Consider the following 26937-nt stretch of genomic DNA (forward strand, 5'->3'; position numbering starts at 1 on the left):
TGAAAAAATGAGCGATTGTATCTTTTGTAAAATTGCTGCGGGAGAGATCCCCAGTAAAAAAGCATACGAGGATGAACGTGTTCTTGCTTTCTACGATTTGGAACCGCAGGCTCCCGTTCATGTCCTGATTATCCCGAAGGAGCATATTGCTTCCGTTGCGGAGATCACGGAGGAAAATTCCGGCATTGCGGCGCATATCTTTGAGGTGGCGGCCCGTCTGGCCAAGGAACTTGGCTTGGAGGGCGGTTTCCGGCTGGTGGCCAATACAGGAGCCGACGGCGGGCAGACGGTACAGCATCTGCATGTCCATCTGCTGGGCGGCCGTTCCATGAAGTGGCCTCCCGGCTGAGAAATGCTGTCCTTCATTTTGCAGGAAAAGAGGAGTTTGTATGAGCGATACGGATCGAAAGTATTATCATATGGAAATTGCCGGGTGCAGCCGGGAGCTTCCGATTTGCCCCATCAGCGACACGATGGATATCGCGGGCTTTGTGATGCTGGGCGATGTGGAAATTACGGAACATACCGCTAAGGCATTGCTGGAAAAATGTCCTGAGCATGATGTCATCATCACCGCCGAGACAAAGGGAATTCCGCTGGCCTATGAAATGGCCCGGCAGGGATGCCGCAGATATGTGGTGGCCCGCAAAAGTGTGAAAGCATACATGCGCAACCCAATCCATGTGGAGGTCAAATCCATCACGACGGATCATGTGCAGAAGCTGTTCCTTGCGGAGGATGATTATCGGGATTTGAAGGGCAAGCGCGTGCTGATTGTGGATGACGTGATCAGCACAGGTGAATCCCTTGCGGCCATTGAAAGCCTTGTGCTGCAATTTGGCGGCGTGATTGTCGGGCGGGCCTGCGTACTTGCGGAAGGTGACGCCATGCATCGGGACGATATTATTTTTCTGGAGCCTCTCCCGCTGTTTACCAAAGAGGAGAATGCTTGATTTTTCTGTTTTTTCAGAAGAACCCCGGGAAATGACACCGCCGCCAACAGAATAGAAGGGGGCGGTCTGTAAAGGGGGCTTTTCGTCAGAATGAAGCGGCCGCTGGCGCTGGTAGGTTTTTCGTATCTGCTGGCGTTGACGGTCGCTCTTTTCTTTGGTGAAAGACTGTCACCTTACTTTGCTTGTACGGCGTCAATTTTATTCACCATTTTCTTCCTTTGCAAACGGTTTCGCAAAGGCATGGTTCTCTCAGCTTCCATGCTGGCTGCGGCGCTTGCGTTCAGCAGCTTTTCCGCGGAATCCTCCCGTCTTTCCTGTGTCGAAAATCTTCACGGTTTGGAGACGGAAATCAGCGGGGTTGTGGTGGATCTTCCCTATAACGAAAACTATCGCACCTGTTATTTGCTGGAAGTGCGTCGGGTTGAGAATCATGAGTTTCCCACAAACGGCCGTATCCTGGTCTATGCCAAGGAGCCCATCGCAGATGGGCCGGGAGACTGTGTGGAAGGCACCATGCGTCTGTTTCTTCCGGATGGCAGCACCGGTCCTTTTGGACAGCGTGCTTCCTTGGCGGCGGAGGGAGTCTATTTGTATGCGTTTCCGGTAGATGAAGGAGCGATCTCTGTTCCAGACAGGGAGAATTCCCTCTGGATCTCCATCCTCTCCTGGAAGGAACGCTTGTATGATGCGGCAGATTCCGTCTTTTCCCGCTCTGATTCCGCGTTCGTCAAGGCTTTGCTGTTTGGGGACAAGCATGAGTTGTCCAAGGAAGTGCAGGAGAATTTCCGCGTGTCCGGTGTGTCGCATCTTCTGGCGGTATCGGGCTTCCATCTGGCCGTGGTAACGCAGCTTCTCACCTTGCTTCTGCGTGCGCTCCGTCTCCCGCGTCCTGTCTGTGTGCTGGGGGTGGCGGGAGGTATTCTTTTGTTTATGGCCACGGCGGGCTTTTCGTTCTCTGTCTGCCGCAGCGGGATCATGTGTCTGACTTTGCTGATGGGCGAGTGCTGTTCCCGCCGGGCAGATACCATGAATTCTCTGGGGTTGGCCGTGCTGCTGCTTTGCCTGCACAATCCATATGCGGCTGCGGATACAGGATTTCTCCTTTCAGCGTCTGCCACCGCCGGAATTTCGCTTTATGCGGGAAGGCTGCAAAAAGCGCTGGAACGGCTGCACGGTTCCCATCCGCTTTTGCACCGTTTGCTGCGTCCGGTTTATGCTCTCCTTGCTTCTACGCTGGGTGCGCTTTTGTTTACCCTTCCGCTGACCCTTCCTCTGTTTGGAACCATCTCACCGGCGGCTATTCCTGCCAATCTTCTGATGATGGTTCCATCCTCTCTGCTGCTTCAGCTTTCCTTCCTCACGGTTTTGCTGGCTGTGGTTGCGCCGGGAGCGGCATCGATCGCGGCGCTTCCCGTTTCCTGGCTTTGCCGGTATCTCAAAAGCTGTGCTGATTTTCTCTCTGATTTGCCGTTTGCCAGCTTTTCCTTTTCCGGCAGAGAGGCGTTTCTGTGGCTGGGGTGTGCGCTGTTCCTTTTTGGATTGGCGGTGCTGCTTGGGCGCAGCCGTCCCAAATTCCGGTTGACCGGCCTGCTTTGCGTGATTCTCTTTTTGGTTACACTCTTGGCGCATCAGATTTCCCTGCGCAATGTGACAAGCTGTTCGGTGCTTTCCTCCGGCGACGGCATTTCCATTGTGTTGACGAGGAATGGCCGCGCAGCCGTTGTTGGGTGCGGCGGGTATTCTCAAAGTCCTGTTTTGCGGGAACTGGATGCACAGAATATAAAGGAACTGGATTTGCTTGCCCTTGTGAGTGGGAGCTTTGAAGAGGGGAGCAATGCCGGGCATACGCTGGAAAAGAAGCCGGCAGCCATTCTTCTTTGCGACAGGGAATCTTTGGCCAATGCAACGCTGCTCAACGGATCGGAAAAAGCAGGGGAGACGATTTGCTGTGAAAAGGGGTATACGGTTTCTCTCTGGGACGATGCGGTTTCCATTGAACGCACCGAAGATTTTGTCCGGATTCTGTGCGGGAATGAGAAAATTCTGCTTTGGCCGGAGAAGGCAGAGGAAGAAAAGCTGCCGGAGGATTGGAAAGACTGTACCATTCTGGTGATGGAGGAAACACCGGAATCCCTTGCCGGTTTTTCACCGGATTACGGAATCTTTTGTATGGATGAGGATACAGTGAGCCGTGTCTGGCATATGGATTACAGCTTCCTTCCTCTTGCGACGGAGGACGGACCGATCGAGATCCGAATTGGCGAAGAAAACACAACACAGGTAAGGAGGGAGCTTTGAATGCCTCAGCATACGGAATCGGAATTGAAAAAACAGCTGGATTCCGGTGAATTTGCCAGAGTCTATTTTTTCTATGGACCGGAAAAGTTTATGATAGAAAAATATACCAAGCGATTTCTGGAAAAAGCGGGAAATCTTCCTTTTCCGGATTTTAATGTGCAGCGCTTTGACGGCAGGGAGACGTCTGTGGATACCATTGCGGACGCCGTGGAAGCACTTCCTTTCATGGCGGAACGCAAATGTGTGACGGTCAGCGATTTTGACGTGGAGACCTGCGGAGCAGTGGAGCTGGGAAAGCTTCACGAACTTTTGGAAAATCTTCCGGACTCCACTTCCTTGTTGTTTTATTGTCCAGGCCTTGCGGTCGACGTGAAAAAATCATCCAAATGGAAAAAGTTTGCGGCGGCGGTGAATCAGGCCGGAGTCAGCACAGTGATGGAGCGCCGGACTGGCGCGGAGCTGGAAAAAACGCTTTGCGCGGCGGCCGCGAAACGAGGCTGTGACCTTTCCCGTCCCAACGCTTCCCGCATCGTTTCCTATGCGGGCAACGATCTGCGCACGCTCTATCATGAATTGGAAAAGCTGTGCTCCTATCAGGAGAAGGGGGAGATAACCGCCGCTCTGATCGATCGTCTGGTGACAAAGAATCTGGAAGCCAACGTGTTTGCGCTGGGAAAGGCAATTATCGCCGGAGAGTACGATAAGGCATACCGTGTTCTGGATCTTTTGTTTTACCAGAATGAGGAGCCGGTTAACGTTTTGGCTGTGCTGTCCTCCTCGTATCTGGATCTCTATCGGGTGCGTTCTTCCATTCAAAGCGGCTTATCCGCGCAGACTCCCGCGCAGTATTTCGATTATAAAGGGAAAGAGTTTCGCCTGCGCAATGCGGAACGGGATGTGCGTTCCCTTTCTCTGTCGGCTTTGCGCGAAAGCCTGGATGTTCTTTTGGAAACGGACGCCGCTCTCAAGGGAGCAAGAGGAAGCCGCAGGATTATCATGGAAAAAATGATAGCGCGGCTGCTTCTCGCCGCGCAGAAGGAGAAAATGGCTTGACAAAACTCAAAATAAAGGAAGCCGTCATCGTGGAGGGAAAGTATGACAAGATCAAGCTTTCCTCGCTGATTGACGGCCTGATTATTGAAACGCATGGTTTTCAGATTTTTCGGGACAAAAAGCAGCTGTCTTTTCTCAGAAAGATGGCGGATACCAGAGGTTTGCTGGTTCTGACAGACAGTGACGGAGCAGGCTTTCAGATCCGCCACTATTTAACAGGGGCTATCGATCCTTCCAAAATCAAGCATGCCTATATTCCGGATATTTTGGGAAAAGAGCGCCGGAAAGAGAAACCTTCCAGCGAAGGAAAGCTGGGGGTGGAAGGACTGCCGGTGGAGATCCTGCGCGAGGCGATTTTGAGGGCGGGGGTGTCATGCGGAGAAGAACCGCGCGCCTCGTCGGCAGTACACCCCATCACAAAGCTGGATCTGTTTGAGGCAGGGCTGACAGGCCGCGATGACAGCGCGGCCAAACGGCGGCGTTTTTTGACCGCTGTTGGTCTGCCGGAGCATCTTTCTGTAAACTCCATGATTCCTGTTTTAAATTCCATGATGACTTACGAGGAGTTCATGGACAGAAGCAAGGGACTTTAGAAAAAACTTCACCTTATGGAAAATAGTTTATTTTCCGCTATAGAGAGTCATGGAATAGTGTTGGCTGCAAATGTCAAATTGTTCCACATAGGGAATTCCGTTTTCATAAAGCCACCGTTCGATGAATTTTGGCTCGAACAGGAACAGCCGCTCCTTTTCCAGCATGGAATATCTCTGAAACGAGTTTGGAAAATGGGTTTGAAATGCCTGAATAAATTCCTCATTCTCCTGAGGGGTTCCAATTTCGCGGCAGATACCCTCCATTTGGATGTTGCCAGCGCAAAGCGCCGCATGAGGATTTTCCATTAATTGACGATATTTGCGGAAGGTGCAGTCTGTTTGAAAGAACAGCTTTTCTTTCAGAACAACGATGCTCATGCTCCGTGAACTGACTATACCGTTTAGGGAAGTGGACAGTACCATCACTTTGCCGGATCCCAGTTCCTCCCAAAATTGCTGATACCGTTCTTGAAATACAGAATCCGTTTGTTCCTGTTGATTCATATTTTTTTCTCCTGTTTCAGGCGATGGAGCAGTGCTTCGCAGCCCTCCTGAATATCGCGGTAGGTTGTTTCAAAATCTCCCGTATACCAGGGATCCGCCACCTCACGGGGAGAATCGGTGAAATCAAGCAGACGGAACAGCTTTCCCTCTGGATCGCCTCCGCAGATCCGGCGCATATTGCGCAGATTCCAGTCATCCATTCCGATCAGATAGTCATATGCTTCGTAATCGCGCCGTGTCATCTGCACGGCGTGTTTTTCTGCGCAGGAGATACCAAGTCCGTGGAGGATCCGCTGTGTGCCCCTGTGCACCGGGTTTCCAATTTCCTCTGTGCTGGTTGCCGCAGACGCGGTGCAAATTTTATCTCCATAGCCAGAACGTTCCGCTAGATCCCGCATCAGATATTCCGCCATCGGTGACCGGCAGATATTGCCGTGGCAAACGAAAAGTATTTTGGTCATTTCTTAAATCCTTTCTTCATTTTCCATCACACATTCTTTCTATGTATTGAGATATATCGGCGGCTTTTTTTAAAAATTAAATACCATTCTCCTCAACATAAAACAGTAAATTTCAATATCGGTTCATTGGAAAATTGTGTGGCCGGGATTTGACCCAAGCGGTTCTGCGCAGCTTTTCCGGGGAATACTAATGAAGAAGAAAGGAGGTGCACCATGAAAAAGTGGGCACGATTTCTTTTGTTCCCTGCGGCGGCACTTGCGGCGGGGGCTTTGTCCGGATGGCTGACACGGGAAGCGATGCAGACCTCATATGAGGCCGTAAAAAAATCGCCGTTGACGCCGCCCGGATTTGTATTCCCAATCGCGTGGACGATTCTGTACCTGTTGATGGGCGTTGGAATGGCTCTGGTATGGGGAGAAGAAGAGGAGGGCAGGAAGCAGGCGCTGGCCTTGTGGATTGCTCAGCTGGCGATGAACTTTACCTGGAGCCTGATTTTCTTTAACGCACAGAATTATCTGTTTGCTCTGGTGTGGCTGGTGATCCTGTGGCTGCTGATTTTGGCCATGACCCTCGTTTTTTACCGGATTCGTCCTGTTGCCGGGCTTTTGCAGATTCCATATCTGCTTTGGGTGGCATTTGCGGGATATTTGAATTATGCTATTTGGCAGCTTAATCCCTGAATTTACAGAGGGCGCGGTGTGTTTCTGCTGTTGAGCAGGACACGCCGCGCTTTTCTTTTCCCCTTCCGCTGAAATCTTCTGTTGCCTGTACAATCGATCAATGCTACAATAAAATACCGGAAGGAAAGGGGAAAAGGTTTCTTCCCTTTGCAATATTTTCCGATCAGCGTCCAACGCCGGCGTATATCCGTTATTTGGGGAAGGTGCTTCCGGGCGCTGTATTTGGGCTGCTGATCGTCTACTGCCTGCGGGATGTGAACTTTTCCGCCGGGACTCATGGTTTGCCGGAGCTGGCGGCGATTGCCGTCACTGCTTGCCTGCACTTGTGGAAACGAAAAATGCTCCTCTCCATCGCGGGAGGAACGATATGCTATATGCTGCTGATACAGATGGTTTTCTGAGGGATTTCCCTCAAATCCGGAGAGAGAAGAGGAATGAAAACGATGACACTGAAGGAATTGAAAGCGGGGAAAACAGCGAAGATTCTCACCGTTGGGGGAGAGGGTGCGCTGCGTCAGCATTTCCTGGATATGGGTCTGATCCCGGAAGCCGAGGTTACGATGGTCAAGCTGGCTCCGATGGGAGATCCCATGGAACTCAAGGTGCATGGGTATGAGCTGACGCTTCGGCTGGCAGACGCGGACAAGATTCAGATTGTTCCTGTGGACAGGGCGACGGAGGAAGCGGCGGCAGAGCCTGTCCGCGGAACGCCTCACCCTGGCTTGGGCGAGGGCGGCAAATACCATGTCAAGGCGGGGGAGAATCCTCTGCCGGAGGGGACGACGCTCACCTTCGCGCTTGCGGGAAATCAGAACTGCGGCAAAACGACAGTGTTCAACCGTTTGACCGGCTCCAACCAGCATGTCGGCAACTTTCCCGGTGTTACAGTGGATCGCAAGGATGGTGTGATCCGGGAACATCCCAATACGCTGGTCACAGACTTGCCCGGTATTTATTCCATGTCTCCGTACAGCAGCGAAGAGATTGTGACACGTGAGTTTCTGCTCCAGGAGAAGCCGAAGGGAATCATCAATGTGGTGGATGCTTCCAATATGGAACGCAATCTGTATCTGACGCTTCAACTTATGGAGCTTGATGTGCCGATGGTGGTGGCATTGAACATGATGGATGAGGTGCGTGAAAACGGCGGCTCTGTCCTGATCAACGAGATGGAACGGCTGCTCGGTGTGCCGGTGATCCCGATTTCTGCCGCGAAAAACGAAGGAATCGGCGAAGTGGTCAGCCACGCGATCCATGTTGCGAAGTATCAGGAAAAGCCGGGCCGGGTGGACTTTTGCAGCGCGGACGATATTGGCAGCGCGGTGCATCGCTGTATTCACGCGATCATGCATTTGATTGAGGATCACGCCAAGAACGCGGGGATCCCGGTGCGGTTTGCCGCTTCCAAGCTGGCAGAGGGCGATCCGCTGATTTTGGAGCAGCTCAAGCTGGACGACAATGAGAAGGATATGCTTGGCCATATTATTCTGCAAATGGAAAAAGAGCGCGGGCTGGACTGTGCGGCGGCTATCGCGGATATGCGATTCCGCTTTATCCGCCGTGTGTGCAGCGCTGCCGTGATCAAACCAAAGGAAAGCCGCGAGCATGCCCGCAGCCGGAAGATAGATAAAATCCTGACCGGCAAGTATACGGCGATTCCCGCCTTTCTTGCGATCATGGGCCTGGTGTTTTGGCTGACCTTCAATGTCATCGGGGAAGCGCTCTCCAATCTTCTGGAGATGGGGATCGACTGGCTGACCGGAGTGGTGGACACAGCTATGACGGCGGCGGATATCAACCCGGTGCTGCATTCGCTTGTGATAGATGGCATATTTAACGGTGTTGGAAGCGTCCTGAGTTTTCTTCCAATCATCGTGACGCTGTTCTTCTTTCTCTCCATGCTGGAGGACAGTGGGTACATGGCGCGCGTTGCTTTTGTGATGGATAAGCTTCTGCGCAAAATTGGGCTTTCCGGGCGCAGCATTGTGCCGATGCTCATCGGTTTCGGCTGCACGGTTCCGGGCGTGATGGCAAGCCGTACGCTCTCCTCGGAGCGTGACCGCAAAATGACGATTCTGCTGACCCCCTTCATGAGCTGCTCGGCCAAGCTTCCGATTTATGGATTCTTTGCCGCGGCGTTTTTTCCGGGCCAGGCCGCCCTTGTGATGATTGGCCTGTATCTTCTCGGTATTGTCATGGGAATTCTGGCCGCGCTGCTGATGAAAGGGAGCCTGTTCCGGGGCGAACCGGTTCCGTTTGTGATGGAGTTGCCGAATTACCGGATGCCGGGCGCGAAGAATGTTGCGCAGCTGTTGTGGGACAAGGCGAAGGATTTTTTGCAGCGCGCTTTTACCGTGATTTTCGTCGCGACAATCGTGATTTGGTTCCTTCGGACGTTTGATCTGCAATTCAATCTGGTCGCCGACTCCCAGAACAGTATTCTGGCTTCCGTAGCAGGGCTGATTAGCCCGATCTTCCAGCCGCTCGGCTTTGGTGACTGGCGTGTATCCACCGCGCTGATTACAGGCTTTATGGCGAAGGAGAGTGTGGTTTCCACCCTTTCCGTCCTGATTCCGTCGGCAGAAGGAATTGCCGCTGTGCTTTCGCCGCTCGGAGCGGCCTGCCTGCTGGTGTTCTGCCTTTTGTACACTCCCTGTGTCGCAGCGATTGCCGCGATTCGCCGTGAGCTGGGAGGGAAATGGGCTGCCGCCGTGATGGCCGGCCAGTGCGTCGTGGCATGGTTTGCGGCCCTTATCGTGCACCTGGTCGGCGTCATCGCCGGGCTGGTCTGATATAGGCTGGGATTGCAAAAGGAACAAGAGATGCATGAAACGGCGTGGGATGGAATATGACTAAACTATAAATCTTGTCAGGATTGGATGGATTCCCCTTTACTTTACCAGTCGCTTATTGTAAAATAAAACGGAAGAAAATATCCCTTCGCGGAATGAAAACAGACAGGATTCGTTTTTGGAAGGGAAAACAGGGGTGTTATATCTTGGAGCCAAAGTATAAACGCGTCCTTTTGAAGCTCAGCGGGGAATCGCTCGCGGGCAGTGAGAAGCACGGCATTGACTTTGACACAGTGCTCGCCATCTGTGAGCCGATCAAGGCTTGTGTCGAAATGGGCGTTGAGGTTGCCATCGTTGTAGGCGGGGGTAATTTCTGGCGTGGACGCAGCAGCGGAAAGATGGATCGGACACGCGCCGACCATATGGGCATGCTTGCCACCACCATCAACGCGCTGGGTGTGGCGGACGCGCTCGAGCAGCTCGAAGTTCCCGTCCGTGTGCAGACGGCGATCTCCATGCAGGAGATCGCGGAGCCGTATATCCGTAACCGTGCCGTCCGGCATTTGGAAAAAGGCCGTGTAGTGGTATTCGGCTGCGGGACAGGAAATCCGTTTTTCTCCACCGATACGGCGGCAGCTCTGCGTGCGGCGGAAATTGACGCGGATATCATCATGAAGGCTACCATGGTCGACGGCGTTTACGACAGCGACCCCAAGAAAAACCCGGATGCGGTCAAATACGATACCCTCACTTTCATGGAGGTTCTGAACAAGAACCTGCAGGTGATGGACGGCACGGCTGCAACCCTCTGCCGTGACAACGGCATCCAGATTCTCGTATTCAACATCGATCATCCCGACAACATTGTGAAGGCGATTTGCGGCGAACCTGTCGGGACACTCGTGAAGGAGGCATGAACTATGCAGGAAATTTTAAAAAAAGCGGAAGACCATATGAAAAAAACCATCTCTGTACTGCAGGAAGATTACGCGGCGATTCGCGCAGGACGCGCCAATCCGGCGGTGCTCGACAAGCTGCGTGTGGACTATTACGGCACGCCGACCGCCATTAATCAGCTTGCGGCCGTTTCCGTGGCGGAAGCCCGTGTGCTGACCATCCAGCCCTGGGATGCTTCTGTCTGCCGCGCCATTGAAAAGGCGATTCAGACATCCGATATCGGAATCAACCCGCAGAGCGACGGCAAGATTATCCGTATCACCTTCCCGCAGCTCACAGAGGATCGCAGAAAGGAGCTCGCGAAGGAGATTTCCAAGATGGCGGAAGAATCCAAGGTGGCTGTGCGCAATGTCCGCCGCGAGGCCATGGATAAGCTCAAGCTGAAGAAAAAGGACGGCGAGCTGACAGAGGACGATCTCAAGCAGGCGGAAAAAAAGACCCAGGATCTTACGGATAAGTATTGCAAGGAGATCGAGACAGTCGAAGCAAAGAAAAAGAAAGAAATCATGGAGATTTAAACGCTTATGGAAGAGACACTGCCGCAGAAGCTTCCGGTTCACCTGGGGATCATCATGGACGGCAACGGACGCTGGGCCAAGCGTCGTGGGCTGCCTCGTTCCGCTGGTCATGCCGCGGGGGCGGCCAACTTTAAAAAAATCACGCGCTATTGTGCTTCCATCGGCATCCGCTATCTGACTGTCTATGCGTTTTCCACAGAGAATTGGACGCGCCCCGCGGAGGAGGTTTCCGCGCTGATGGTGCTGTTCCGTCAATACTTGGATGAGGCGCTGCGCGATTTCCGTGAGGATGAAATTGCCGTGCGGTTTCTGGGGGATGTTTCCGCTTTTCCGAAAAAGCTTCAGGAGCTGATCCGGGAAACGGAGGAGATCTCTGTAGGGCGCACGGGGATGGTGCTCAACATTGCGATGAATTACGGAGGGCGTGCTGAACTGACGCATGCCTTCCGCACCCTCGCACAAAAGGTGAAGGATGGTTCCCTGGCTCCGGAGGATGTCACAGAGGACACGATTTCTTCCGCGCTGTATACGGCGGGGCAGCCCGATCCGGATTTGATTATTCGGCCGAGCGGGGAACATCGCACCAGCAATTTTCTTCTGTGGCAGTCCGCCTATGCGGAATATGTTGTCATGGATATCCTTTGGCCGGATTTTCGTCCGGAAGATCTGAATGCCGCCTTGTGGGAGTATGCCAACCGCAGCCGGCGCTTTGGAGGAGTTTAGTTTGTTGAAATCGAGAGTGATTTCCGCATCTTTCCTGATCCTGTTTCTCGCGGCGATTGTGGTGTTCAACGATATCTTCCCATTGGCGCTGAACATTGCGGTGGCGGTGATCAGCGTTTTTGCCGTGATTGAAATTGTGAAGGCGCTTGGCTTGGCACGCAAACTGGTCCTTTTGACGCCGAGCCTTGTGTTTGCGGCGGTTACGCCTTTTCTGCCCGGTTCCTTCTGGCACTCGATCGCCTACTACGTTTATACCGTTGTGCTGTTCAGTTCCCTGATTCTGTATCACGAAACCGTCACGTTCCGGGAGGCCGGTGTGATTTACAGCATGACCATCCTGATTCCCACCGCTCTGGAAACGCTGCTCTCGATCCGCACGATCGGAGGCAGCCATGGAATGTTCTATGTCATTATTGCGGTGTTTGCCGCATGGGTATCGGATGTTGGAGCATTTGCGGCAGGCAGTTTGTGGGGAAAACATAAGTTGTGTCCCTCTATCAGCCCCAAAAAGACCGTGGAGGGCTTGATAGGCGGCTTTATCCTGAATATTGCCGCGATGCTGGTGTTTGGGCTGGTGTTTTCCTGGTCCTACGGCGGTACGGTGCCGGTCAATTACCTGACTCTGGGTCTGATCGGCCTGTTTGGCTCCGCGCTTTCGGTGGTGGGGGATCTCAGCTTCTCCCTGATCAAACGAAGCTGCCATATCAAGGATTTCAGCAATATTCTGCCGGGACACGGAGGAATTCTGGATCGCTTTGACAGCGTGATTTTTGTGGCTCCGTTTGTTCTGCTTCTCGTTCAGGTTTTGCCGATTACTCCAGTGTAACGGTATATTTTCCGTGCTGTCACATAGGATCGGATGGGTAAGGGAATCCTTAAAAAAAAGATGTGCCGAAGCCGCCCCGCAGGGGACGGCTTCGGTTCCGTCTTGGAAGGGCTTTGGTGTGAAAATGAAACAGATGCTTTCCATATTGGGCTCCACCGGCGCCATCGGCACACAGACGCTGGATGTTGTGCGTGGACTGGGACTGTCTGTCTGCGCATTGGCCGCAAAGGGGAATGTCTCCCTGCTGGAAAAACAGATCCGGGAATTCAGGCCGCGTTTTGCGGCCGTTTTCGATCCGCAGGCGGCTAAAATGCTTCGCCTTGCTGTGCGTGATCTCGACGTTACCGTGGCGGAGGGGATGGAGGGCCTTTGCGAGGCAGCTTCTTTGCCTGAAGCAGATTTGGTCTGTAATTCCGTAGTGGGTATGGTAGGACTGGAACCAACGCTGGCAGCGATTGAGGCGGGGAAGGACATTGCCCTTGCCAACAAGGAAACGCTTGTCGCGGGCGGCGCGCTTGTGATGGCGCGCGCGGCGGAGAAGGGTGTGCGGATTTTCCCGGTGGACAGCGAGCACTCCGCGATTTTCCAGTGCTTGCAGGGCAGTCCGGGAGAGAAGGCGGTTTCCCGTTTGATCCTCACCGCTTCGGGAGGGCCGTTCTTCGGCAGAAAAAAAGCGGAGCTGCAAAACGTCGGCCCGGAGCAGGCGCTGCGCCACCCGAACTGGAGCATGGGTGCGAAGATTACGATTGATTCCGCCACGATGATGAACAAGGGCTTAGAGATCATGGAAGCCTCCTGGCTGTTCCATATGCCGCCCTCTCAAATTGACGTGGTGATTCATCGGGAGAGCGTGATCCACTCGCTGGTGGAGTATGCGGACAATTCCGTGATTGCGCAGCTGGGCGTGCCGGATATGCGGATCCCCATTCAATATGCCGTTACATGGCCAGAGCGTTTTCCGTCGCCCGTGCAGCGGCTGAGCCTGGCCGATTGGGGGACGCTCACCTTCTATCCGCCGGATGAGGAAGCCTTTCCCGCGATGGGAGCCGCCAGACGGGCGCTTGCGCGCGGCGGTCTGGCTCCCGCGGCTCTCAATGGAGCAAACGAAATGGCGGTCAGCCTGTTTTTGGAGGGGAAGCTTCCCTTCCTGCGCATTGCGGAGCTGGCGGAAGAGGCCTCGCAGGCTCAGCCGGCGGGGGAGAGTACGGTGACGCTGAACGCGATTCTTGACGCCGACCGGGCGGCACGCGATTATGTCCTGGCCCATGCCGGGCTGTGAATTTGAAATGAGGTGATTGGTATCACACAAGTATTGCTGGTGATCATTGCCGTTCTTCTGTTCGGCCTTGTCATTACGATTCATGAATTCGGCCACTTTTTCACAGCGAAGCTGTGCGGAATCCGGGTCAATGAGTTTGCGGTAGGCATGGGCCCTCAAATTGTCAGCTTCCAGAAGGGGGATACCCTTTATTCTCTTCGCCTGCTTCCGATTGGCGGCTACTGCGCCATGGAGGGCGAACAGGAGGACAGCAGCGACGAGAGGGCTTTCAACAGAAAACCCGTATGGAAACGCATCCTGGTGGCCTGTATGGGCGCGGTGATGAACATCGTCCTCGGCCTGATCCTGATGGTGATTGTGTTGCTGCAAATGCCCCTGATGGGCTCGAATGTGGTGGCACGGTTTGAAGAAAATTCCGCGCTGCAGGCAGCGGGAATTCAGGTGGGGGATGTGATCACCAGCATTGACGGTTATGCGGTGCGGACCGACCGCGATCTCCAGTTTGCGCTGGCGATTCTGGACACAAGCGGATCGGAAGTGCTGGCGGATTTCACCGTCGACCGGGAGGGGCAGACGCTGCATTTCCCGGATGTCAAGCTTAACACGGTACAGGGTGAGGACGGAACGAAGAGCATCATCTTTGACTTCAAGGTGATGGCCATCCCCAAAACCTTCGGAACCGTTCTGCAAAAAGCGGTGGAGGATACCATCTCGATTGTCCGTTTGGTTTGGCAGAGCCTGTTCATGCTGGTAACCGGTCAGTTTGGGCTCAACGATCTGGCGGGGCCCGTCGGTACAGCGTCGGCTATCACGCAGGCGGCGTCCGCTGGTCTCGAGAGCAATGGCTTTGCCGGAGCGCTGAGCAATATTGTGTATATCATCATGGTCATCACCGTAAACCTCGGTATCATGAACCTTCTGCCAATTCCAGCCCTTGACGGCGGACGTCTTTTGTTCCTGCTGATTGAAGCAGTGGTGCGCCGTCCGATTCCGCGCCGGTTTGAGGGGATTGTCACGGCGGCAGGCTTTATTTTCCTGATGGCTGTGATGGTGTTGGTGACATTCAGCGATATCCTGCGCCTGTTCACAGGGCAGGGGTTGGGAGCGTGACAACATGAGCAGACAAGTGAAAGCGGGAAACGTCCGGATTGGCGGCGGCGCGCCTGTGACCGTGCAGTCCATGCTGAACGTTCCTTCCACCGATTTGGAGGGAAGCGTCCGCCAGGCGAAAGCGCTGGAAGCGGCGGGCTGTGAGCTGATCCGTGCCGCTGTGCCGGATCGCGGCGCGGTTCGCCTGATCGCCGCGCTCAAGGAGGCGGTCAGCGTTCCGATCGTCGCGGACATTCATTTTGATTACCGCCTGGCCTTGGAGGCCGCTGCGGCCGGTGTGGACAAGATCCGCATCAATCCCGGCAATATCGGGGATGACAGCCGTGTGAAGGCGGTGGCGGATGCCTGCCGCGCCCAAGGAATTCCGATCCGCGTCGGCGTGAACTCCGGTTCGGTGGAGCGGGAAATCCTTGCTAAACACGGCGGGCCGACGCCGGAAGCACTCGTGGAGAGCGCGCTGTATCACGCTTCTCTGCTGGAACGCTTTGATTTTACCGATATCATCTTGTCGCTCAAATCCTCCACGGTGGATTCGACCATCCGCGCCTATGAACTTTGCGCAGCCCGCTGCGATTATCCGCTGCATCTCGGCGTTACCGAGGCGGGCACAGAGCGGATGGGACTGATCAAATCCTCCATCGGGATCGGTTCTCTGCTGCAAAGGGGAATCGGAGATACCATCCGTGTTTCTCTCACGGCGGATCCCGTCAAGGAGGTGCAGGCTGGACAGGATATTCTGCGCGCGCTCGGCCTGCGCCGCGGCCCGCAGCTTGTCTCGTGCCCGACATGCGGCCGCACGCGGATTGATCTCATTGCAATCGCCAATGAGGTGGAAGCAAGGCTGGCCTCCTGCACCAAGGATATCAAGGTCGCCGTGATGGGGTGTGTGGTCAACGGTCCCGGCGAAGCCAGAGAAGCCGACGTTGGTATTGCCGGCGGCAAAGGCGAAGGGCTGGTGTTCCGCAAGGGCGAGATTCTGCGCAAGGTGCCAGAGGATCGCCTGGTGGACGAGCTGATGAAGGAAATCGAATTGTTTTGAACAGCTGGGCTCCGGGCTTTTGTCCGGCGCCCTGTTTTTGAGAATGGTTGAGGGTGAAGAAAGCAGGAATGAATAAAACCTTTGGAGAATTTTTTCGTCCTTTCATCAATTTTGAGGGGCTGCCAGAGACGATCGCGCAGGGCGTGATCGAGATGATGCAGGTGGATTCCATAAACCGCTGTGTGACGGCGGCGGTGCAGTTCCCCTCCCTGGTGGAGAGGGAAGCGCTGTATGAGGCGGAAAAAAGAGTGGCTCTTTCGCCGGGGCTCCAACTGACGCGGGCCAGCCTTCGCCCGAAGTTTCCGTCGGAAGCCTTCTGTGCGGAGTATCTTCCGAGCCTGGTGCTGGAGATGAAGCGGCGGGACGCGAGTATCAACGGAACCTTTTCCGACGCGCAGGCGCGTTTGGAGGAGGGAAAGATTATCGTCACGCTGGCCCACGGCGGGGCGGAGCTGATGCGCCAGCGGCGCGCGGATCGCTTGATGAGCCGGATCATTTCCGAGGAGTTCGGGCTGGCCGTTGCCGTCGATTTTGACGGTGTCACCGAGGTGGATGTGGACAGCAGCGCCTATCTGGAACGCCAGCGGCAGACGGAGGAGCGTCTGCGGCGTGAAGCGGTGGTGGAAGCCGTTTCGCAGTATGAAAGCACCATGAACCGTCAGTCGCCCCACGAAAAAAAGGCGGCGGCGCGTCAGGCGGCCAGCCAGACGCCGCGTGTCGGCACGGGCGGTTCCGCGGAGACATGGGGCGAGCGTGTGCCGCCCGTGGTAAACATCCGCAGCGGCGCGACCATGCTTCCGGCCATTCTGCCGGAGACGATGAAGGAAATCCACGGCCGCATGGGGCGAGTCCGCCTGATGCAGATCGCGAAGATTACGCCTGACGCGGGCAGCGTGGCTGTCTGGGGCGAGATCTTTTCCATGGAAACGCGGATGACCCGTGATCAGAGCCGGAAGATATACTCCATCAATATTACGGACTACACCGGATCGATTACGCTCAAAATCTTGCAGGACGCCAAGCAGTGCCGGGCGCTCGACGAGCTGTCCAATGGAACGAGTATCGTGGTGCGCGGCGAGGTCGAATACGACAAATACGATCATGAGATTGTTCTGCGTCCGCGGGCTGTGGCCACGGTGGAGCAGGCCAAGGTGGTCGACGATGCGCCCGTCAAGCGGGTGGAGCTGCACCTGCACACCAATATGTCAAGTATGGACGGCGTGACGGGTGTGGGTGAGCTGATTGCCCGCGCGGCAAAGTGGGGCCATCCCGCGATCGCCATCACGGATCACGGTGTGGCGCAGGCGTATCCGGACGCGATGAACGCGGCGGCAAAGGTGAACGGCAAGGGTGGCCACATCAAAGTGATCTATGGTGTGGAATCGTATTTCATCAATGATATGGTTCCCGCTGTCAAGGGAGAATCGGACGCTCCGTTCAGCGGGGAGTTCATCTCCTTCGATATTGAAACAACGGGTCTGAGCCCGAATCAGGAGCGCATTACCGAGATTGGCGCGGTGCGCCTGCGCGGCGGGGAGATCGTGGAGACGTTCGACACCTTTGTGAACCCGGAAAAGCCGATTCCTCCGAAAATCACCGAACTAACCGGTATCACCAACGAGATGGTGAAGGACGCGCCCTCCGAGCGGGAAGCGCTGGAAGCATTTTTCCGTTTCTGCGGCAGCGGCGCGGCGATTCTGGTTGCACATAACGCGGAGTTTGATACCTCGTTCCTGCGCGCCGCCGCCCGGCGCTGCGGGATGGAATTTCCTTATACTTATATTGACACCCTGCCGATGTGCCGTTCTCTGCTCAAGGATCTGAAAAACCATAAGCTGGACACAGTGGCCAACTATTTGAAGCTGGCTCCGTTCAACCATCACCGCGCGAACGATGACGCGGCCGTGCTTGGCGGGATTTTCGCTGCCCTTTTGCAGCGTCTGCACGAAGATACCGGGGCGGAAACCGTGCAGCAAATCAATACCTCACTGACGGGCGGAGACTGGAAGAAGCTCAAGCCGTATCACCAGATTATCCTGGTGCGCAACCAGACCGGCCTGAAAAATCTGTATAAGCTGATTTCGATGTCGCATCTGGATTACTTCTTTAAAAAGCCCCGTATCCCCAAAAGCGTGCTGATGCAGTACCGCGAGGGGCTGATCCTCGGCAGCGCCTGCGAGGCAGGGGAACTGTACCGTGCCGTGTTCAACGGCGCGCCCTGGGATGAGCTGTGCCGGATCGCGGAATTCTACGATTATCTGGAAATCCAGCCGCTGGGGAATAACGAATTTATGGTGCGGCAGGGCATGGTGCCGGACGAGGAACGTCTGAAGGACTTCAACCGCACCATCGTGCGCCTGGGCGAAAAGCTGAACAAGCCCGTCGTGGCGACGTGTGACGTGCATTTCATGGATCCGAAGGACGCGGATTTCCGCCGGATCCTGATGGCGGGCCAGGGCTATGACGACGCGGATAACCAGGCTCCACTTTACTTCCGTACCACCCCGGAAATGCTCCAGGAGTTTGCGTATCTGGGCGAGGAAAAAGCGTATGAGATTGTCGTCAAGAATTCCAATCTCATCGCGGACATGGTGGAGGAAATCCGCCCGATCCCGGACGGCGTGTTCCCGCCCTTCATCGACGGGGCGGAGGAACAGCTGAATTCCATTTGCTGGAAGCGTGCGAAGGAGATTTATGGCGATCCCATGCCGGAGCTTGTGCGCAAGCGTCTGGAGCGTGAGCTGGGCTCCATCAACAAGCATGGTTTCTCCGTGCTGTACATGACGGCGCAAAAGCTGGTGGCGAACAGCGAGGAGCACGGCTATCTCGTCGGCTCGCGTGGATCGGTCGGCTCGTCGTTCGTGGCGAGTATGTCGGGTATTTCCGAGGTTAACCCGCTGGAACCGCACTACATCTGCCCGAACTGCAAGAACAGCGAATTCATACTCGACGGCAGCTATGGATCGGGCTTCGATCTGCCGCCGAAAAAATGCCCGAAATGCGGCTCGGATTACGATCGGGACGGCCATAACATCCCCTTTGAAACGTTCCTGGGCTTTGACGGCGACAAAACGCCGGATATCGACCTGAACTTCTCCGGTGAATACCAGAGCGGCGCGCACCGCTACACGGAAACGCTGTTCGGCAAGGACCATGTGTTCAAGGCCGGAACCATCGCCACAGTGGCCGATAAGACGGCGGTTGGCTTTGTGAAGAAGTATCAGGAGGAAAAGGGCCTGACCTGCCACCGGGCCGAGGAGATGCGTTTGTCTATCGGCTGCACCGGCATCAAGCGTACCACAGGACAGCATCCGGGCGGCATGGTCGTTGTGCCGAAGGGCTATGAGATTTACGATTTCTGTCCCGTTCAGCACCCGGCCAACGATCAGAATTCCGATAACATCACCACGCACTTCGATTTCCACTCCATCCACGACACCATCTGTAAGCTGGATGAACTCGGACACGATGTGCCGACCATTTATCACTATCTGGAGGAATACACCGGCATTCCGGTGATGAAGGTCTCCATGAGCGATCCCGAAGTGATGGCGCTGTTCCATTCCACGGAGCCGCTCGGCGTTACGCCGGAGGACATTGATTCCCAGACGGGCACCTTCTCCCTGCCGGAGCTGGGCACGCCCTTTGTCCGTCAGATGCTCATGGATTCCCAGCCGCATACCTTCTCGGACTTTCTCCAGATCTCCGGCCTGTCCCATGGAACGGACGTGTGGCTCGGCAACGCGCAGGATCTGATCAAGAACGGCACCTGCACCATCTCGGAAGTGATCGGTACGCGTGACAGCATCATGACGTACCTGCTGCTCAAAGGATTGGAGCCGAAGATGGCGTTCAAGATCATGGAGATTACCCGAAAGGGAAAGGCTCCCTCTCTGTTAACGGATGAACATAAGCAGGCGATGCGCGACCACGGTGTGCCGGAGTGGTACATTGAGTCGTGCTTGAAAATCAAATACATGTTCCCGAAGGCGCACGCGGCGGCGTATATGATTTCCGCTTTGCGTCTCGGATGGTATAAGGTACACCGCCCGGTTGAATACTACGCCGCCTACTTTACGGTGCGCGGAGAGGACTTTGATGGGATTTTGGTGGCGCAGGGGCGCGAAGCCGTCCGCCGCCGGATGAATGAGATTACCATGAAAGGCAAGGAGGCCAGCAAAAAGGAAGAGGACGCGTTTGCGACGCTTCAAATTGTCAATGAAATGCTGGCGCGCGGCATCCAGGTGCTGTCGGTTGATCTCTACCGTTCTCACGCGAAAAAATATCTGGTCGAGGATGGCAAGGTGCGTCTGCCGTTTGCCTCCCTTGGCGGCGTGGGCGAAGCCGCGGCCAACAGCCTCTATGAAGCGGGGCAGCAGGGCGCGTACATTTCGGTGGACGACTTGCAGGCACGCTCCAAGGTGTCGAAATCGGTGATTGAGATGCTGAACGAAGCGGGAGCCTTGCAGGATCTTCCCCAAAGCTCGCAGATGACGCTGTTTTGACAGAAAGACAATGGGAAACCACACAGGGCGGTTTCCCATTTTTCTTGAGTCCGTACAGCAAAAGTATGTGGAAATTATCTCTTGACGCGGATGATTCATCATGATATTATATTAGCGAACTAAAGCGAAAGGCCGTTTTCGCAAGGGAACGGAGCGTGCAGAAGATGAAAAAATACAGCAAAGTAACGCCGGAGGGGACAAAGGATCTTCTCTTTGAAGAGTGTCTGATCAATCGCATGGTGGAGCAGAAGCTGAGCCAAGTTTTTGTGTCGCGCGGCTTCCATGAGGTTGTCACCCCCGCGATGGAATTTATGGATGTGTTCGATCCCGAAACCTCCGGAATCGCTCCGGAGATCATGTATAAAATGTCGGACCGGCGCGGCCGCCTTGTCGTGATGCGTCCGGATTCCACCATGCCGATCGCGCGTCTGGCGGCGACCCGCCTGCAAAACGAGGAAAAGCCGCTGCGCCTGTACTACACACAGCGCATTTACCGCAATAATCCAAACCTGACGGGCCGCAGCGACGAGGTGCTGCAATCAGGCGTGGAGCTGCTGGGTGCGTCGGGAAAACGGGCGGATCTCGAAGCCATTGCCACGGCGGTGGAAGCGCTCTCCCACTGCACGCCGGATTTCCGTCTGGAACTGGGGCACGCGGGCTTTTTCCGCGCAATTGCCGCACAGCTTCCGATTTCTCCGGAGCAGCGCGAGGATATCCGTTCCACGATCGAGGCAAAAAATTACGCCGCGCTGAATACGCTGCTGGACGGCTTGGAACAGACCCGCTCCGTGGCGGCGATGCGCCGTTTGCCCCGTCTGTTCGGCGGGGAGGAGGTCTTTGCCGAAGCGGCTCCGCTGTGCGGAAGCGAGGAAGCGGCCTCCATGCTCGAATATCTACACTCCCTGTACCGCAGTCTGGTGCAGCTCGATCTGGGCGATCGGCTGATGGTGGATCTGGGGCTGGTGCAGCGTAACGATTATTATACCGGCGTGGTGTTCAGCGCCTACGCGCAGGACTGCGGAGACGCGATCCTGCTGGGTGGTCGGTACGATAACCTGTTGTCCCGCTTCGATCTCCCGATGCCTGCCATTGGTTTTTCCGTGAACGTGGACGCGGTGGTGAAGCTGCTGGCGGAGCAGGGCTATGCGCCGGACTGCCCGAAGCCGGATGTGCTGGTGTTCGGGCCGGAGGGATGCGAGATGAAAGCGCTTTTGTTTGCCTCCGGTGTGGCCGCGCAGGGGGGAAGCTGCGAGACCTCCGTATTTGAGACGGAGGAGGAAACCATGGCATATGCACGCCGCCGCGGAATCTGCCGTGTGGCTGTTGTGGGTGATACGGTTCGGGAAATCCGTCTGGAAAACGAAAGAGGAAAGGGGGAGTCCAGATGAAGCCGCTGCGCATTGCGCTGACAAAAGGCCGCCTGGAAAAGGATACGGTGGCCCTGTTTGAGAAAATCGGATATGACTGTGACGCGGTTCACAACAAAGGCCGCCGTCTGATTCTCCCCGTGGGAGATCGGCTGGAAGTGGTTCTGGCCAAAGCCGCGGACGTGATTACCTATGTGGAGCACGGTGTGTGCGATATGGGAGTTGTGGGAAAGGATACGATCATGGAGCACGGCTCCAGCTTCTATGAGGTGCTGGATCTGGGCTTTGGACGGTGCCGGTTTGCGCTGGCCGCTCCCAAAGGGGCGGATTTTTGGAGCGGCTATTCCTCCCGTACCATCGCCACCAAATATCCCGCCACCGCCCGCGCATTTTTTGAGAGCCGTGGGATGGATGTGAGCATCATCAAGATTGAAGGCTCCGTGGAGCTCGCGCCGTTGCTGGGGTTGTCGGACGCGATTGTGGATATCGTGGAGACGGGGACGACGCTCAAAGAGAACGGGCTTGAGGTTGTGGAAGAAATTTGCCCCATCTCCGCGCGGCTGATTGTCAATGTGGCAAGCTTGAAGCTCCGAAAACAGGAGATTGAAACGCTGGTGAGCCAGATGGAGCAGGAAACAAGAAAACGGGAGGGAACAACGCGGTGATCAAAATGGTGACGGAGGGCGGCGCGTCCGCCAGAGAATATGTCAAGCTGTTGAAGGAGAGAAACCGGGAAGCAGGCCTCAAGGTGGAGAACGCTGTCGCGGAAATTCTGGACACAGTCCGCCGGGACGGAGATTCCGCCGTGCGGATGTACGCCGACCGCTTTGACGGCGGCGCGCCGGAGAGCCTGGAGCTGCCGCGCGATCAGGTGGAAGCCCTGGCAGAAAAAGCGGATCCGCTGTTTGTGGAGTCGCTCAAGAAGGCGGCGGCCAATATCCGCGATTTCCATGAGCGGCAGAAGCAGCAGAGCTGGCTCACGACGCGGGAGGACGGCGTGCTCATGGGACAGCGGATTCGCGGCCTGTCGCGTGTTGGCCTGTATGTGCCGGGCGGTACGGCGGCCTATCCGTCGTCCGTGCTGATGAACGCGATCCCGGCGAAAATTGCCGGTGTGGGCGAGCTGATCATGGCGACTCCCGTGAAGGGCGGCAAGGCGAACCCCGACATTATGGCGGCGGCTCTTGTGGCGGGCGTTGATCGTGTGCTTCAGGTGGGCGGCGCGCATGCCGTCGCGGCGCTGGCCTATGGAACGGAAAGCATTCCGAAGGTGGATAAGATTGTCGGCCCCGGCAACATCTACGTCGCCACGGCCAAAAAGCAGCTTTACGGCACGGTAGACATCGACATGGTGGCCGGGCCGAGTGAAATTCTCGTTCTGGCCGATGAGACGGCGAATCCGCGCTATCTGGCTGCCGACCTCATGAGCCAGGCGGAGCATGATCCGATGGCTTCCGCCATCCTTCTGACCACCTCCGAAGCGATTGCCCGTGAGACGGCGGCGGAGCTGGAGCGCCAGGTGCAGACGCTTTCGAGAAAGGATATCATTCTGGAATCTCTGTCCAGCTTCGGCGCCATTCTGGTCTGCTCCACCATGGAGGAGGCCGTGGGCTTTGCCAATGAGCTGGCGCCTGAGCATCTGGAGGTCTGCGTGCGCGATCCGATGGAATACATCGGCCGTCTCGATAACGCTGGCTCAGTGTTCCTTGGGAACTACTCGCCGGAGCCGCTCGGGGATTATTTCGCGGGGCCGAACCATGTGCTTCCCACCAGCGGGACAGCGCGTTTCTTCTCGCCGCTCTCCGTGGACAGCTTTGTGAAGAAGTCGAGCTTTATCTATTACACGCGCAGCGCCCTGCTGCCGCAGGCGGACGATATCATTCGTCTGGCGCAGGCCGAAGGGCTGACAGCGCACGCGAATTCCATTCAGGTGCGGAAGGAGGAGCCGTGATTCCATGTATGAGCTGAACGAAAAAATCCGGGATCTCGTTCCGTATGAGCCGATCGCGGGCGAATACCCTGTGCGCCTGGATGCAAACGAGTCGTTTCTTCCGCTTCCAGAAGAAGTTCGCGATCGGATTGCGAAAGCCGCCGCGCAGACGGCCTTCAACCGGTATCCGGATCCGCTTTCCCGCGAGGTGACGGAAGCCTTCGCCGCCTATTACGGCATATCTCCGGAGCTTGTCACAGCAGGAAACGGTTCGGACGAACTGATCTCCATCCTTTGCAGCGCCTTCCTGATGAAAGGGGAGGCGATGATGGTGATCCTGCCGGACTTCTCCATGTATCAGTTTTACGCGTCTATCTCGGAGGGACGCGTCGTGACCTGCGGCAAACGCGAGGATTTGACGATTGACGTGGACGCGGTCGTTGAAAAGGCGAAGGCGGAAAACGTCCGCATGATCGTCTTTTCCAATCCCTGCAATCCAACGTCCCTCGGCCTTGCGCGGGAGGAGGTCCGCCGCCTGATTCGTTCTGTGGAAGCACTTGTGGTGCTTGATGAAGCCTATATGGATTTCTGGGATCAGAGCCTTCTGAACGAGGTGGAGGAATACGACAATCTCGTGATTTTGCGCACCTGCTCCAAGGCCATCGGCATGGCGGCCCTGCGCCTGGGCTTTGCCGTATCTTCGCCCCGCCTGACGCGTGTGCTCCGGGCGGTGAAGTCCCCATATAACGTCAATTCGCTTTCTCAGGCGGTGGGGACGCTTGTTCTGGGAGAGCGCGAATGGGAGCAGCAGGCGCGTGCGCAGATTGTGGAGTCGCGCCAATCGCTGCAAAAGACCCTCGTGCGTATGCAGGAGGAGCATCCCGGCACGTTCTCGCTGTATGAGAGCTGCACCAATTTTGTCTTTCTCAAAACCGATCGTGCCGAGTCCATCTTTCGGGGACTTCTTCAGCGCGGCATTGCTATCCGTCATATGGGAGGCTATCTGCGCGTGACGGCAGGAAATGAGGAAGAGAACGCGGCGTTTTTGCGGGCGTTCGGCGAATTGATAGCGGAGGAGGAAACACAGTGAGAGAAGCAAAAACGGAGAGAACGACAAAGGAGACCGACGTTTCCGTTCAGCTTTGTCTCGATGGGGGAGACGTTTCCATTTCCACCGGGATTGGCTTTTTCGATCACATGCTGAACGCTTTCGCCGTGCACGGAGGCTTTGGGTTGACAATCCGTGTGAAAGGGGATCTGGAGGTGGACGGCCACCATACAGTGGAGGATACCGGCATCGTGCTGGGACAGGCTCTCGAGAAAGCCCTCGGTGATAAATCCGGTATTGCCCGCTTCGGCAGCTTTTTTGTTCCTATGGACGAAAGCTTGGCGTTTGGGGCGGTGGATGTCAGCGGCCGTCCGTTCCTGCGCTTTCAGGCAGACTTTTCGCAAGAGCGCTGCGGTGAATATGATGCCTGCCTGACGGAGGAGTTTTTCCGCGCGTTTGCAATGAATGCCGGCATCACACTCCATCTGCGTCTGGAATACGGAGCAAACGCCCATCATGAGATCGAAGCGATGTTCAAAGCGGCGGCGCATGCGCTCCGCCTTGCGGTTTCTGAAAAGAAAGGCTTGCTTTCTACGAAAGGTGTATTATAATAGAGATAGATTCTAATGATTTGTTGCTGTATTTTTGGAAAGACGCCATAAAAAATGAAGGTTTTTTCCGTGTAATGCGGCACTGTTTCATAGATACACCGGGGAAGAGGAGTTTCTCTTTGGAAGGAAAGGCGAGGGTGAATCGTTTTGATAGTAATTCCTGCGATTGATATTATGAATGGCTGCTGCGTGCGTCTCGTGCGCGGCGATTACGGCACGGCGTATAAGGTGGCCAGAGACGCGGTGAACACCGCGCAGGAGTTTGAAAAGGCAGGCGCACAGTGGCTTCATATCGTGGATCTCAACGGTGCGATTGCGACAGAGCCGGTTAACACGGATCTGATTTTGAAAATTATTGCGGGCTGCGGTTTGAAAATTGAAATCGGCGGCGGCATCCGGCGGATGGAAACCATTGATTTCTATTTCGAAAAGGGTGTTTCCCGCGTGATTCTCGGTTCGGCGGCGATCAACAATCCCAAGCTGGTTGAGGAAGCCGTGAAAAAATACGGGGATAAGATTGCGGTCGGCATTGACGCCAACGAAGGAATGGTCGCTGCGGAGGGATGGACGGAAACCTCCTCTATCAACTATCTCGAACTTGGAAAGCGTATGGACGCGATCGGCGTGCAGTATATCATTTTCACCGATATTTCACGCGACGGCACGCTGTCCGGGCCGAACTTTGCGCAGCTGGATCTGCTGAACCGCGCCGTTTCGTGCAATGTCATTGCCAGCGGCGGCGTGAGCAGTCTCAAAGATATTGTCACGTTGGCGGATCTCAAGCTGTACGGCGCGATCTGCGGCAAGGCCATTTATTCCGGAGATCTCAGTCTGCGTCAGGCGATCGCCTTGTGCCGGACAGGAAAGGTGTAAGCCCATGACACAGAGCGATTTTTCTTTTCTTGAGGACTATTTTCAAAAATCAGAGCTGCTTCCCGCTATCGTCCAGGAGGATGAGACGGGAGAAGTTCTCATGCTTGCTTATATGAACCGCGAATCCTTCCGTAAAACGCTGGAAACGGGCTATACCTGGTTTTTCAGCCGCTCGCGGCAGGAGCTCTGGAACAAAGGCGCAACCTCCGGCCATCTGCAAAAGGTGGTTTCCATTCACGGGGACTGTGACTGCGATACGCTGCTCGTGCGGGTGGTGCAGACGGGCCCGGCCTGTCACACCGGGAGCCACAGCTGCTTTTTCCGGCAGATTGTTCCCTTGGAACCGTCGTAAACGGCGGGGAGAGATCAGTTTACGCTTTCCCGTCCTGGGCGGGGATCTGTCAGAAAGGAACAAGAGAAAATCATGAACGACGCATTGAAGCATTTGTATGATACCATCCTTTCCAGAAAAGGAGAACAGCGGGAGGGATCCTATACCTGTTATCTGTTTGAGAAGGGGACGGATAAGATCCTGAAAAAGTGCGGAGAGGAGTGCAGTGAAGTGATCATCGCCGCGAAAAACGGCGACAATCATGAGACTGTGCTGGAAATTTCCGACTTGCTGTATCATTTGATGGTATTGATGGTGAATGAAGGAATTTTACTGGATGATGTGGAGCAGGAGCTGGAGAAACGGAGTGAAAAAACCGGCAATCTCAAGCAGTTCCATCAGGTGGACAAAAACACCTGAAAGGGCGGACAGCGACCGTCAAAGCTTTTTATGCAAAAAAATCGCCGGGAGATTCCCGGCGATTT

The 26937-nt window shown here is 55.4% G+C and carries 26 protein-coding genes; 24 read left to right on the forward strand and 2 right to left on the reverse strand.

The genetic code is table 11. The features are described 5' to 3' along the window. Positions 1-7: 7 nt before the first annotated feature. The 5 genes from B5F35_RS02485 (at position 8) to B5F35_RS02505 (ending at position 4897) form a co-directional block, all read left to right on the forward strand. Entirely contained in the window at positions 8-349 is a 342-nt protein-coding gene (locus tag B5F35_RS02485) for a histidine triad nucleotide-binding protein (protein WP_087237740.1), read from the forward strand. Between the two features lie 40 nt (positions 350-389). Next, positions 390-953: a phosphoribosyltransferase family protein gene (locus tag B5F35_RS02490; RefSeq protein WP_087237742.1), complete on the forward strand. Its 564-nt coding sequence runs from the start codon at positions 390-392 to the stop codon at positions 951-953. Positions 954-1043: 90 nt separating this feature from the next. Then, positions 1044-3251, forward strand: a complete 2208-nt coding sequence (locus B5F35_RS02495; protein WP_087237744.1) for a ComEC/Rec2 family competence protein — start codon at positions 1044-1046, stop codon at positions 3249-3251. Then, entirely contained in the window at positions 3252-4304 is a 1053-nt protein-coding gene (holA, locus tag B5F35_RS02500; protein ID WP_087237746.1) for a DNA polymerase III subunit delta, read from the forward strand. Beyond that, positions 4301-4897: a ribonuclease M5 gene (locus tag B5F35_RS02505; RefSeq protein WP_087237748.1), complete on the forward strand. Its 597-nt coding sequence runs from the start codon at positions 4301-4303 to the stop codon at positions 4895-4897. Before holA ends, B5F35_RS02505 begins: the two co-directional genes overlap by 4 nt. Positions 4898-4924: 27 nt before the next feature. Here B5F35_RS02505 and B5F35_RS02510 read toward each other — a convergent pair whose 3' ends face one another. Together B5F35_RS02510 and B5F35_RS02515 are read right to left on the reverse strand one after the other, a co-directional pair. Beyond that, entirely contained in the window at positions 4925-5401 is a 477-nt protein-coding gene (locus tag B5F35_RS02510) for a pyridoxamine 5'-phosphate oxidase family protein (RefSeq protein WP_087237750.1), read from the reverse strand. Next, positions 5398-5862 (reverse strand): low molecular weight protein-tyrosine-phosphatase, encoded by a 465-nt coding sequence (locus B5F35_RS02515; protein ID WP_087237752.1) that lies wholly within the window; start codon positions 5860-5862, stop codon positions 5398-5400. Before B5F35_RS02515 ends, B5F35_RS02510 begins: the two co-directional genes overlap by 4 nt. Positions 5863-6075: 213 nt before the next feature. On the opposite strand from B5F35_RS02515, the gene B5F35_RS02520 reads away from it, so the two are divergent. From B5F35_RS02520 to hisE, 19 genes are all read left to right on the forward strand, one after another. Beyond that, complete coding sequence (locus B5F35_RS02520; RefSeq protein ID WP_087237754.1) at positions 6076-6543, forward strand: TspO/MBR family protein; 468 nt, start codon at positions 6076-6078, stop codon at positions 6541-6543. Between the two features lie 113 nt (positions 6544-6656). Beyond that, a complete protein-coding gene (locus B5F35_RS02525) occupies positions 6657-6944 on the forward strand; it encodes a branched-chain amino acid transport AzlD family protein (protein ID WP_442856419.1) in 288 nt (95 codons plus the stop codon). 42 nt (positions 6945-6986) lie between these two features. Continuing rightward, positions 6987-9335 carry a ferrous iron transport protein B gene (gene feoB, locus B5F35_RS02530; protein WP_087237863.1) on the forward strand — a complete coding sequence of 783 codons (2349 nt, stop codon included), beginning with the start codon at positions 6987-6989 and terminating at the stop codon, positions 9333-9335. A 206-nt stretch (positions 9336-9541) separates the two neighbouring features. Then, positions 9542-10252: a UMP kinase gene (gene pyrH / locus B5F35_RS02535; RefSeq protein ID WP_087237865.1), complete on the forward strand. Its 711-nt coding sequence runs from the start codon at positions 9542-9544 to the stop codon at positions 10250-10252. Between the two features lie 3 nt (positions 10253-10255). After that, positions 10256-10810: a ribosome recycling factor gene (gene frr, locus B5F35_RS02540; protein ID WP_087237758.1), complete on the forward strand. Its 555-nt coding sequence runs from the start codon at positions 10256-10258 to the stop codon at positions 10808-10810. A gap of 6 nt (positions 10811-10816) precedes the next feature. Further along, complete coding sequence (uppS, locus tag B5F35_RS02545) at positions 10817-11533, forward strand: undecaprenyl pyrophosphate synthase (RefSeq protein ID WP_087237760.1); 717 nt, start codon at positions 10817-10819, stop codon at positions 11531-11533. Between the two features lies 1 nt (position 11534). Beyond that, on the forward strand, positions 11535-12359 hold the full coding sequence (locus tag B5F35_RS02550; RefSeq protein ID WP_242969368.1) for a phosphatidate cytidylyltransferase: 825 nt from the start codon (positions 11535-11537) through the stop codon (positions 12357-12359). A gap of 124 nt (positions 12360-12483) precedes the next feature. After that, positions 12484-13638 carry a 1-deoxy-D-xylulose-5-phosphate reductoisomerase gene (locus B5F35_RS02555; RefSeq protein ID WP_087237869.1) on the forward strand — a complete coding sequence of 385 codons (1155 nt, stop codon included), beginning with the start codon at positions 12484-12486 and terminating at the stop codon, positions 13636-13638. A gap of 12 nt (positions 13639-13650) precedes the next feature. Then, the gene (locus B5F35_RS02560; RefSeq protein WP_242969369.1) at positions 13651-14748 is read left to right on the forward strand and encodes a M50 family metallopeptidase; all 1098 of its coding nucleotides are present in this window, start codon (positions 13651-13653) and stop codon (positions 14746-14748) included. Positions 14749-14752: 4 nt separating this feature from the next. After that, positions 14753-15787 carry a flavodoxin-dependent (E)-4-hydroxy-3-methylbut-2-enyl-diphosphate synthase gene (gene ispG / locus B5F35_RS02565; protein WP_087237761.1) on the forward strand — a complete coding sequence of 345 codons (1035 nt, stop codon included), beginning with the start codon at positions 14753-14755 and terminating at the stop codon, positions 15785-15787. A gap of 68 nt (positions 15788-15855) precedes the next feature. After that, positions 15856-20292: a PolC-type DNA polymerase III gene (locus B5F35_RS02570; RefSeq protein ID WP_087237763.1), complete on the forward strand. Its 4437-nt coding sequence runs from the start codon at positions 15856-15858 to the stop codon at positions 20290-20292. Between the two features lie 164 nt (positions 20293-20456). Further along, a complete protein-coding gene (gene hisZ, locus B5F35_RS02575) occupies positions 20457-21680 on the forward strand; it encodes an ATP phosphoribosyltransferase regulatory subunit (RefSeq protein ID WP_087237765.1) in 1224 nt (407 codons plus the stop codon). Continuing rightward, positions 21677-22324, forward strand: a complete 648-nt coding sequence (gene hisG, locus B5F35_RS02580) for an ATP phosphoribosyltransferase (RefSeq protein ID WP_087237767.1) — start codon at positions 21677-21679, stop codon at positions 22322-22324. Before hisZ ends, hisG begins: the two co-directional genes overlap by 4 nt. Continuing rightward, positions 22321-23610 carry a histidinol dehydrogenase gene (gene hisD / locus B5F35_RS02585; RefSeq protein WP_242969370.1) on the forward strand — a complete coding sequence of 430 codons (1290 nt, stop codon included), beginning with the start codon at positions 22321-22323 and terminating at the stop codon, positions 23608-23610. The genes hisG and hisD overlap by 4 nt, the downstream gene beginning before the upstream one ends. A 4-nt stretch (positions 23611-23614) precedes the next feature. After that, positions 23615-24679, forward strand: a complete 1065-nt coding sequence (locus B5F35_RS02590) for a pyridoxal phosphate-dependent aminotransferase (protein ID WP_087237769.1) — start codon at positions 23615-23617, stop codon at positions 24677-24679. Next, positions 24676-25248 carry an imidazoleglycerol-phosphate dehydratase HisB gene (gene hisB / locus B5F35_RS02595; RefSeq protein ID WP_087237771.1) on the forward strand — a complete coding sequence of 191 codons (573 nt, stop codon included), beginning with the start codon at positions 24676-24678 and terminating at the stop codon, positions 25246-25248. Before B5F35_RS02590 ends, hisB begins: the two co-directional genes overlap by 4 nt. Positions 25249-25395: 147 nt before the next feature. Then, positions 25396-26121, forward strand: coding sequence for a 1-(5-phosphoribosyl)-5-[(5-phosphoribosylamino)methylideneamino]imidazole-4-carboxamide isomerase (gene hisA / locus B5F35_RS02600; protein WP_087237772.1), 726 nt, complete (start codon positions 25396-25398; stop codon positions 26119-26121). Positions 26122-26125: 4 nt separating this feature from the next. Beyond that, entirely contained in the window at positions 26126-26473 is a 348-nt protein-coding gene (gene hisI, locus B5F35_RS02605; protein WP_087237773.1) for a phosphoribosyl-AMP cyclohydrolase, read from the forward strand. Between the two features lie 72 nt (positions 26474-26545). Further along, entirely contained in the window at positions 26546-26872 is a 327-nt protein-coding gene (gene hisE / locus B5F35_RS02610; protein WP_087237775.1) for a phosphoribosyl-ATP diphosphatase, read from the forward strand. The last annotated feature ends 65 nt before the right edge of the window (positions 26873-26937 follow it).

Source organism: Anaeromassilibacillus sp. An200, assembly GCF_002160025.1.
Classification (GTDB): domain Bacteria; phylum Bacillota; class Clostridia; order Oscillospirales; family Acutalibacteraceae; genus Caccousia; species Caccousia stercoris.

What these genes read in the sequence shown, in the direction of transcription:
- ispG (WP_087237761.1), top strand. Translation starts at nt 14,753, where the DNA reads ATGAGCAGACAAGTGAAAGCGGGAAACGTCCGGATTGGCGGCGGCGCG.
- hisG (WP_087237767.1), top strand. Translation starts at nt 21,677, where the DNA reads ATGAAGCCGCTGCGCATTGCGCTGACAAAAGGCCGCCTGGAAAAGGAT.
- hisE (WP_087237775.1), top strand. Translation starts at nt 26,546, where the DNA reads ATGAACGACGCATTGAAGCATTTGTATGATACCATCCTTTCCAGAAAA.
- B5F35_RS02510 (WP_087237750.1), bottom strand. Translation starts at nt 5,401, where the DNA reads ATGAATCAACAGGAACAAACGGATTCTGTATTTCAAGAACGGTATCAG.
- hisZ (WP_087237765.1), top strand. Translation starts at nt 20,457, where the DNA reads ATGAAAAAATACAGCAAAGTAACGCCGGAGGGGACAAAGGATCTTCTC.
- B5F35_RS02555 (WP_087237869.1), top strand. Translation starts at nt 12,484, where the DNA reads ATGAAACAGATGCTTTCCATATTGGGCTCCACCGGCGCCATCGGCACA.
- B5F35_RS02515 (WP_087237752.1), bottom strand. Translation starts at nt 5,862, where the DNA reads ATGACCAAAATACTTTTCGTTTGCCACGGCAATATCTGCCGGTCACCG.
- B5F35_RS02570 (WP_087237763.1), top strand. Translation starts at nt 15,856, where the DNA reads ATGAATAAAACCTTTGGAGAATTTTTTCGTCCTTTCATCAATTTTGAG.
- frr (WP_087237758.1), top strand. Translation starts at nt 10,256, where the DNA reads ATGCAGGAAATTTTAAAAAAAGCGGAAGACCATATGAAAAAAACCATC.
- holA (WP_087237746.1), top strand. Translation starts at nt 3,252, where the DNA reads ATGCCTCAGCATACGGAATCGGAATTGAAAAAACAGCTGGATTCCGGT.
- feoB (WP_087237863.1), top strand. Translation starts at nt 6,987, where the DNA reads ATGACACTGAAGGAATTGAAAGCGGGGAAAACAGCGAAGATTCTCACC.
- B5F35_RS02485 (WP_087237740.1), top strand. Translation starts at nt 8, where the DNA reads ATGAGCGATTGTATCTTTTGTAAAATTGCTGCGGGAGAGATCCCCAGT.
- B5F35_RS02590 (WP_087237769.1), top strand. Translation starts at nt 23,615, where the DNA reads ATGTATGAGCTGAACGAAAAAATCCGGGATCTCGTTCCGTATGAGCCG.
- B5F35_RS02520 (WP_087237754.1), top strand. Translation starts at nt 6,076, where the DNA reads ATGAAAAAGTGGGCACGATTTCTTTTGTTCCCTGCGGCGGCACTTGCG.
- uppS (WP_087237760.1), top strand. Translation starts at nt 10,817, where the DNA reads ATGGAAGAGACACTGCCGCAGAAGCTTCCGGTTCACCTGGGGATCATC.
- hisI (WP_087237773.1), top strand. Translation starts at nt 26,126, where the DNA reads ATGACACAGAGCGATTTTTCTTTTCTTGAGGACTATTTTCAAAAATCA.
- B5F35_RS02490 (WP_087237742.1), top strand. Translation starts at nt 390, where the DNA reads ATGAGCGATACGGATCGAAAGTATTATCATATGGAAATTGCCGGGTGC.
- B5F35_RS02495 (WP_087237744.1), top strand. Translation starts at nt 1,044, where the DNA reads ATGAAGCGGCCGCTGGCGCTGGTAGGTTTTTCGTATCTGCTGGCGTTG.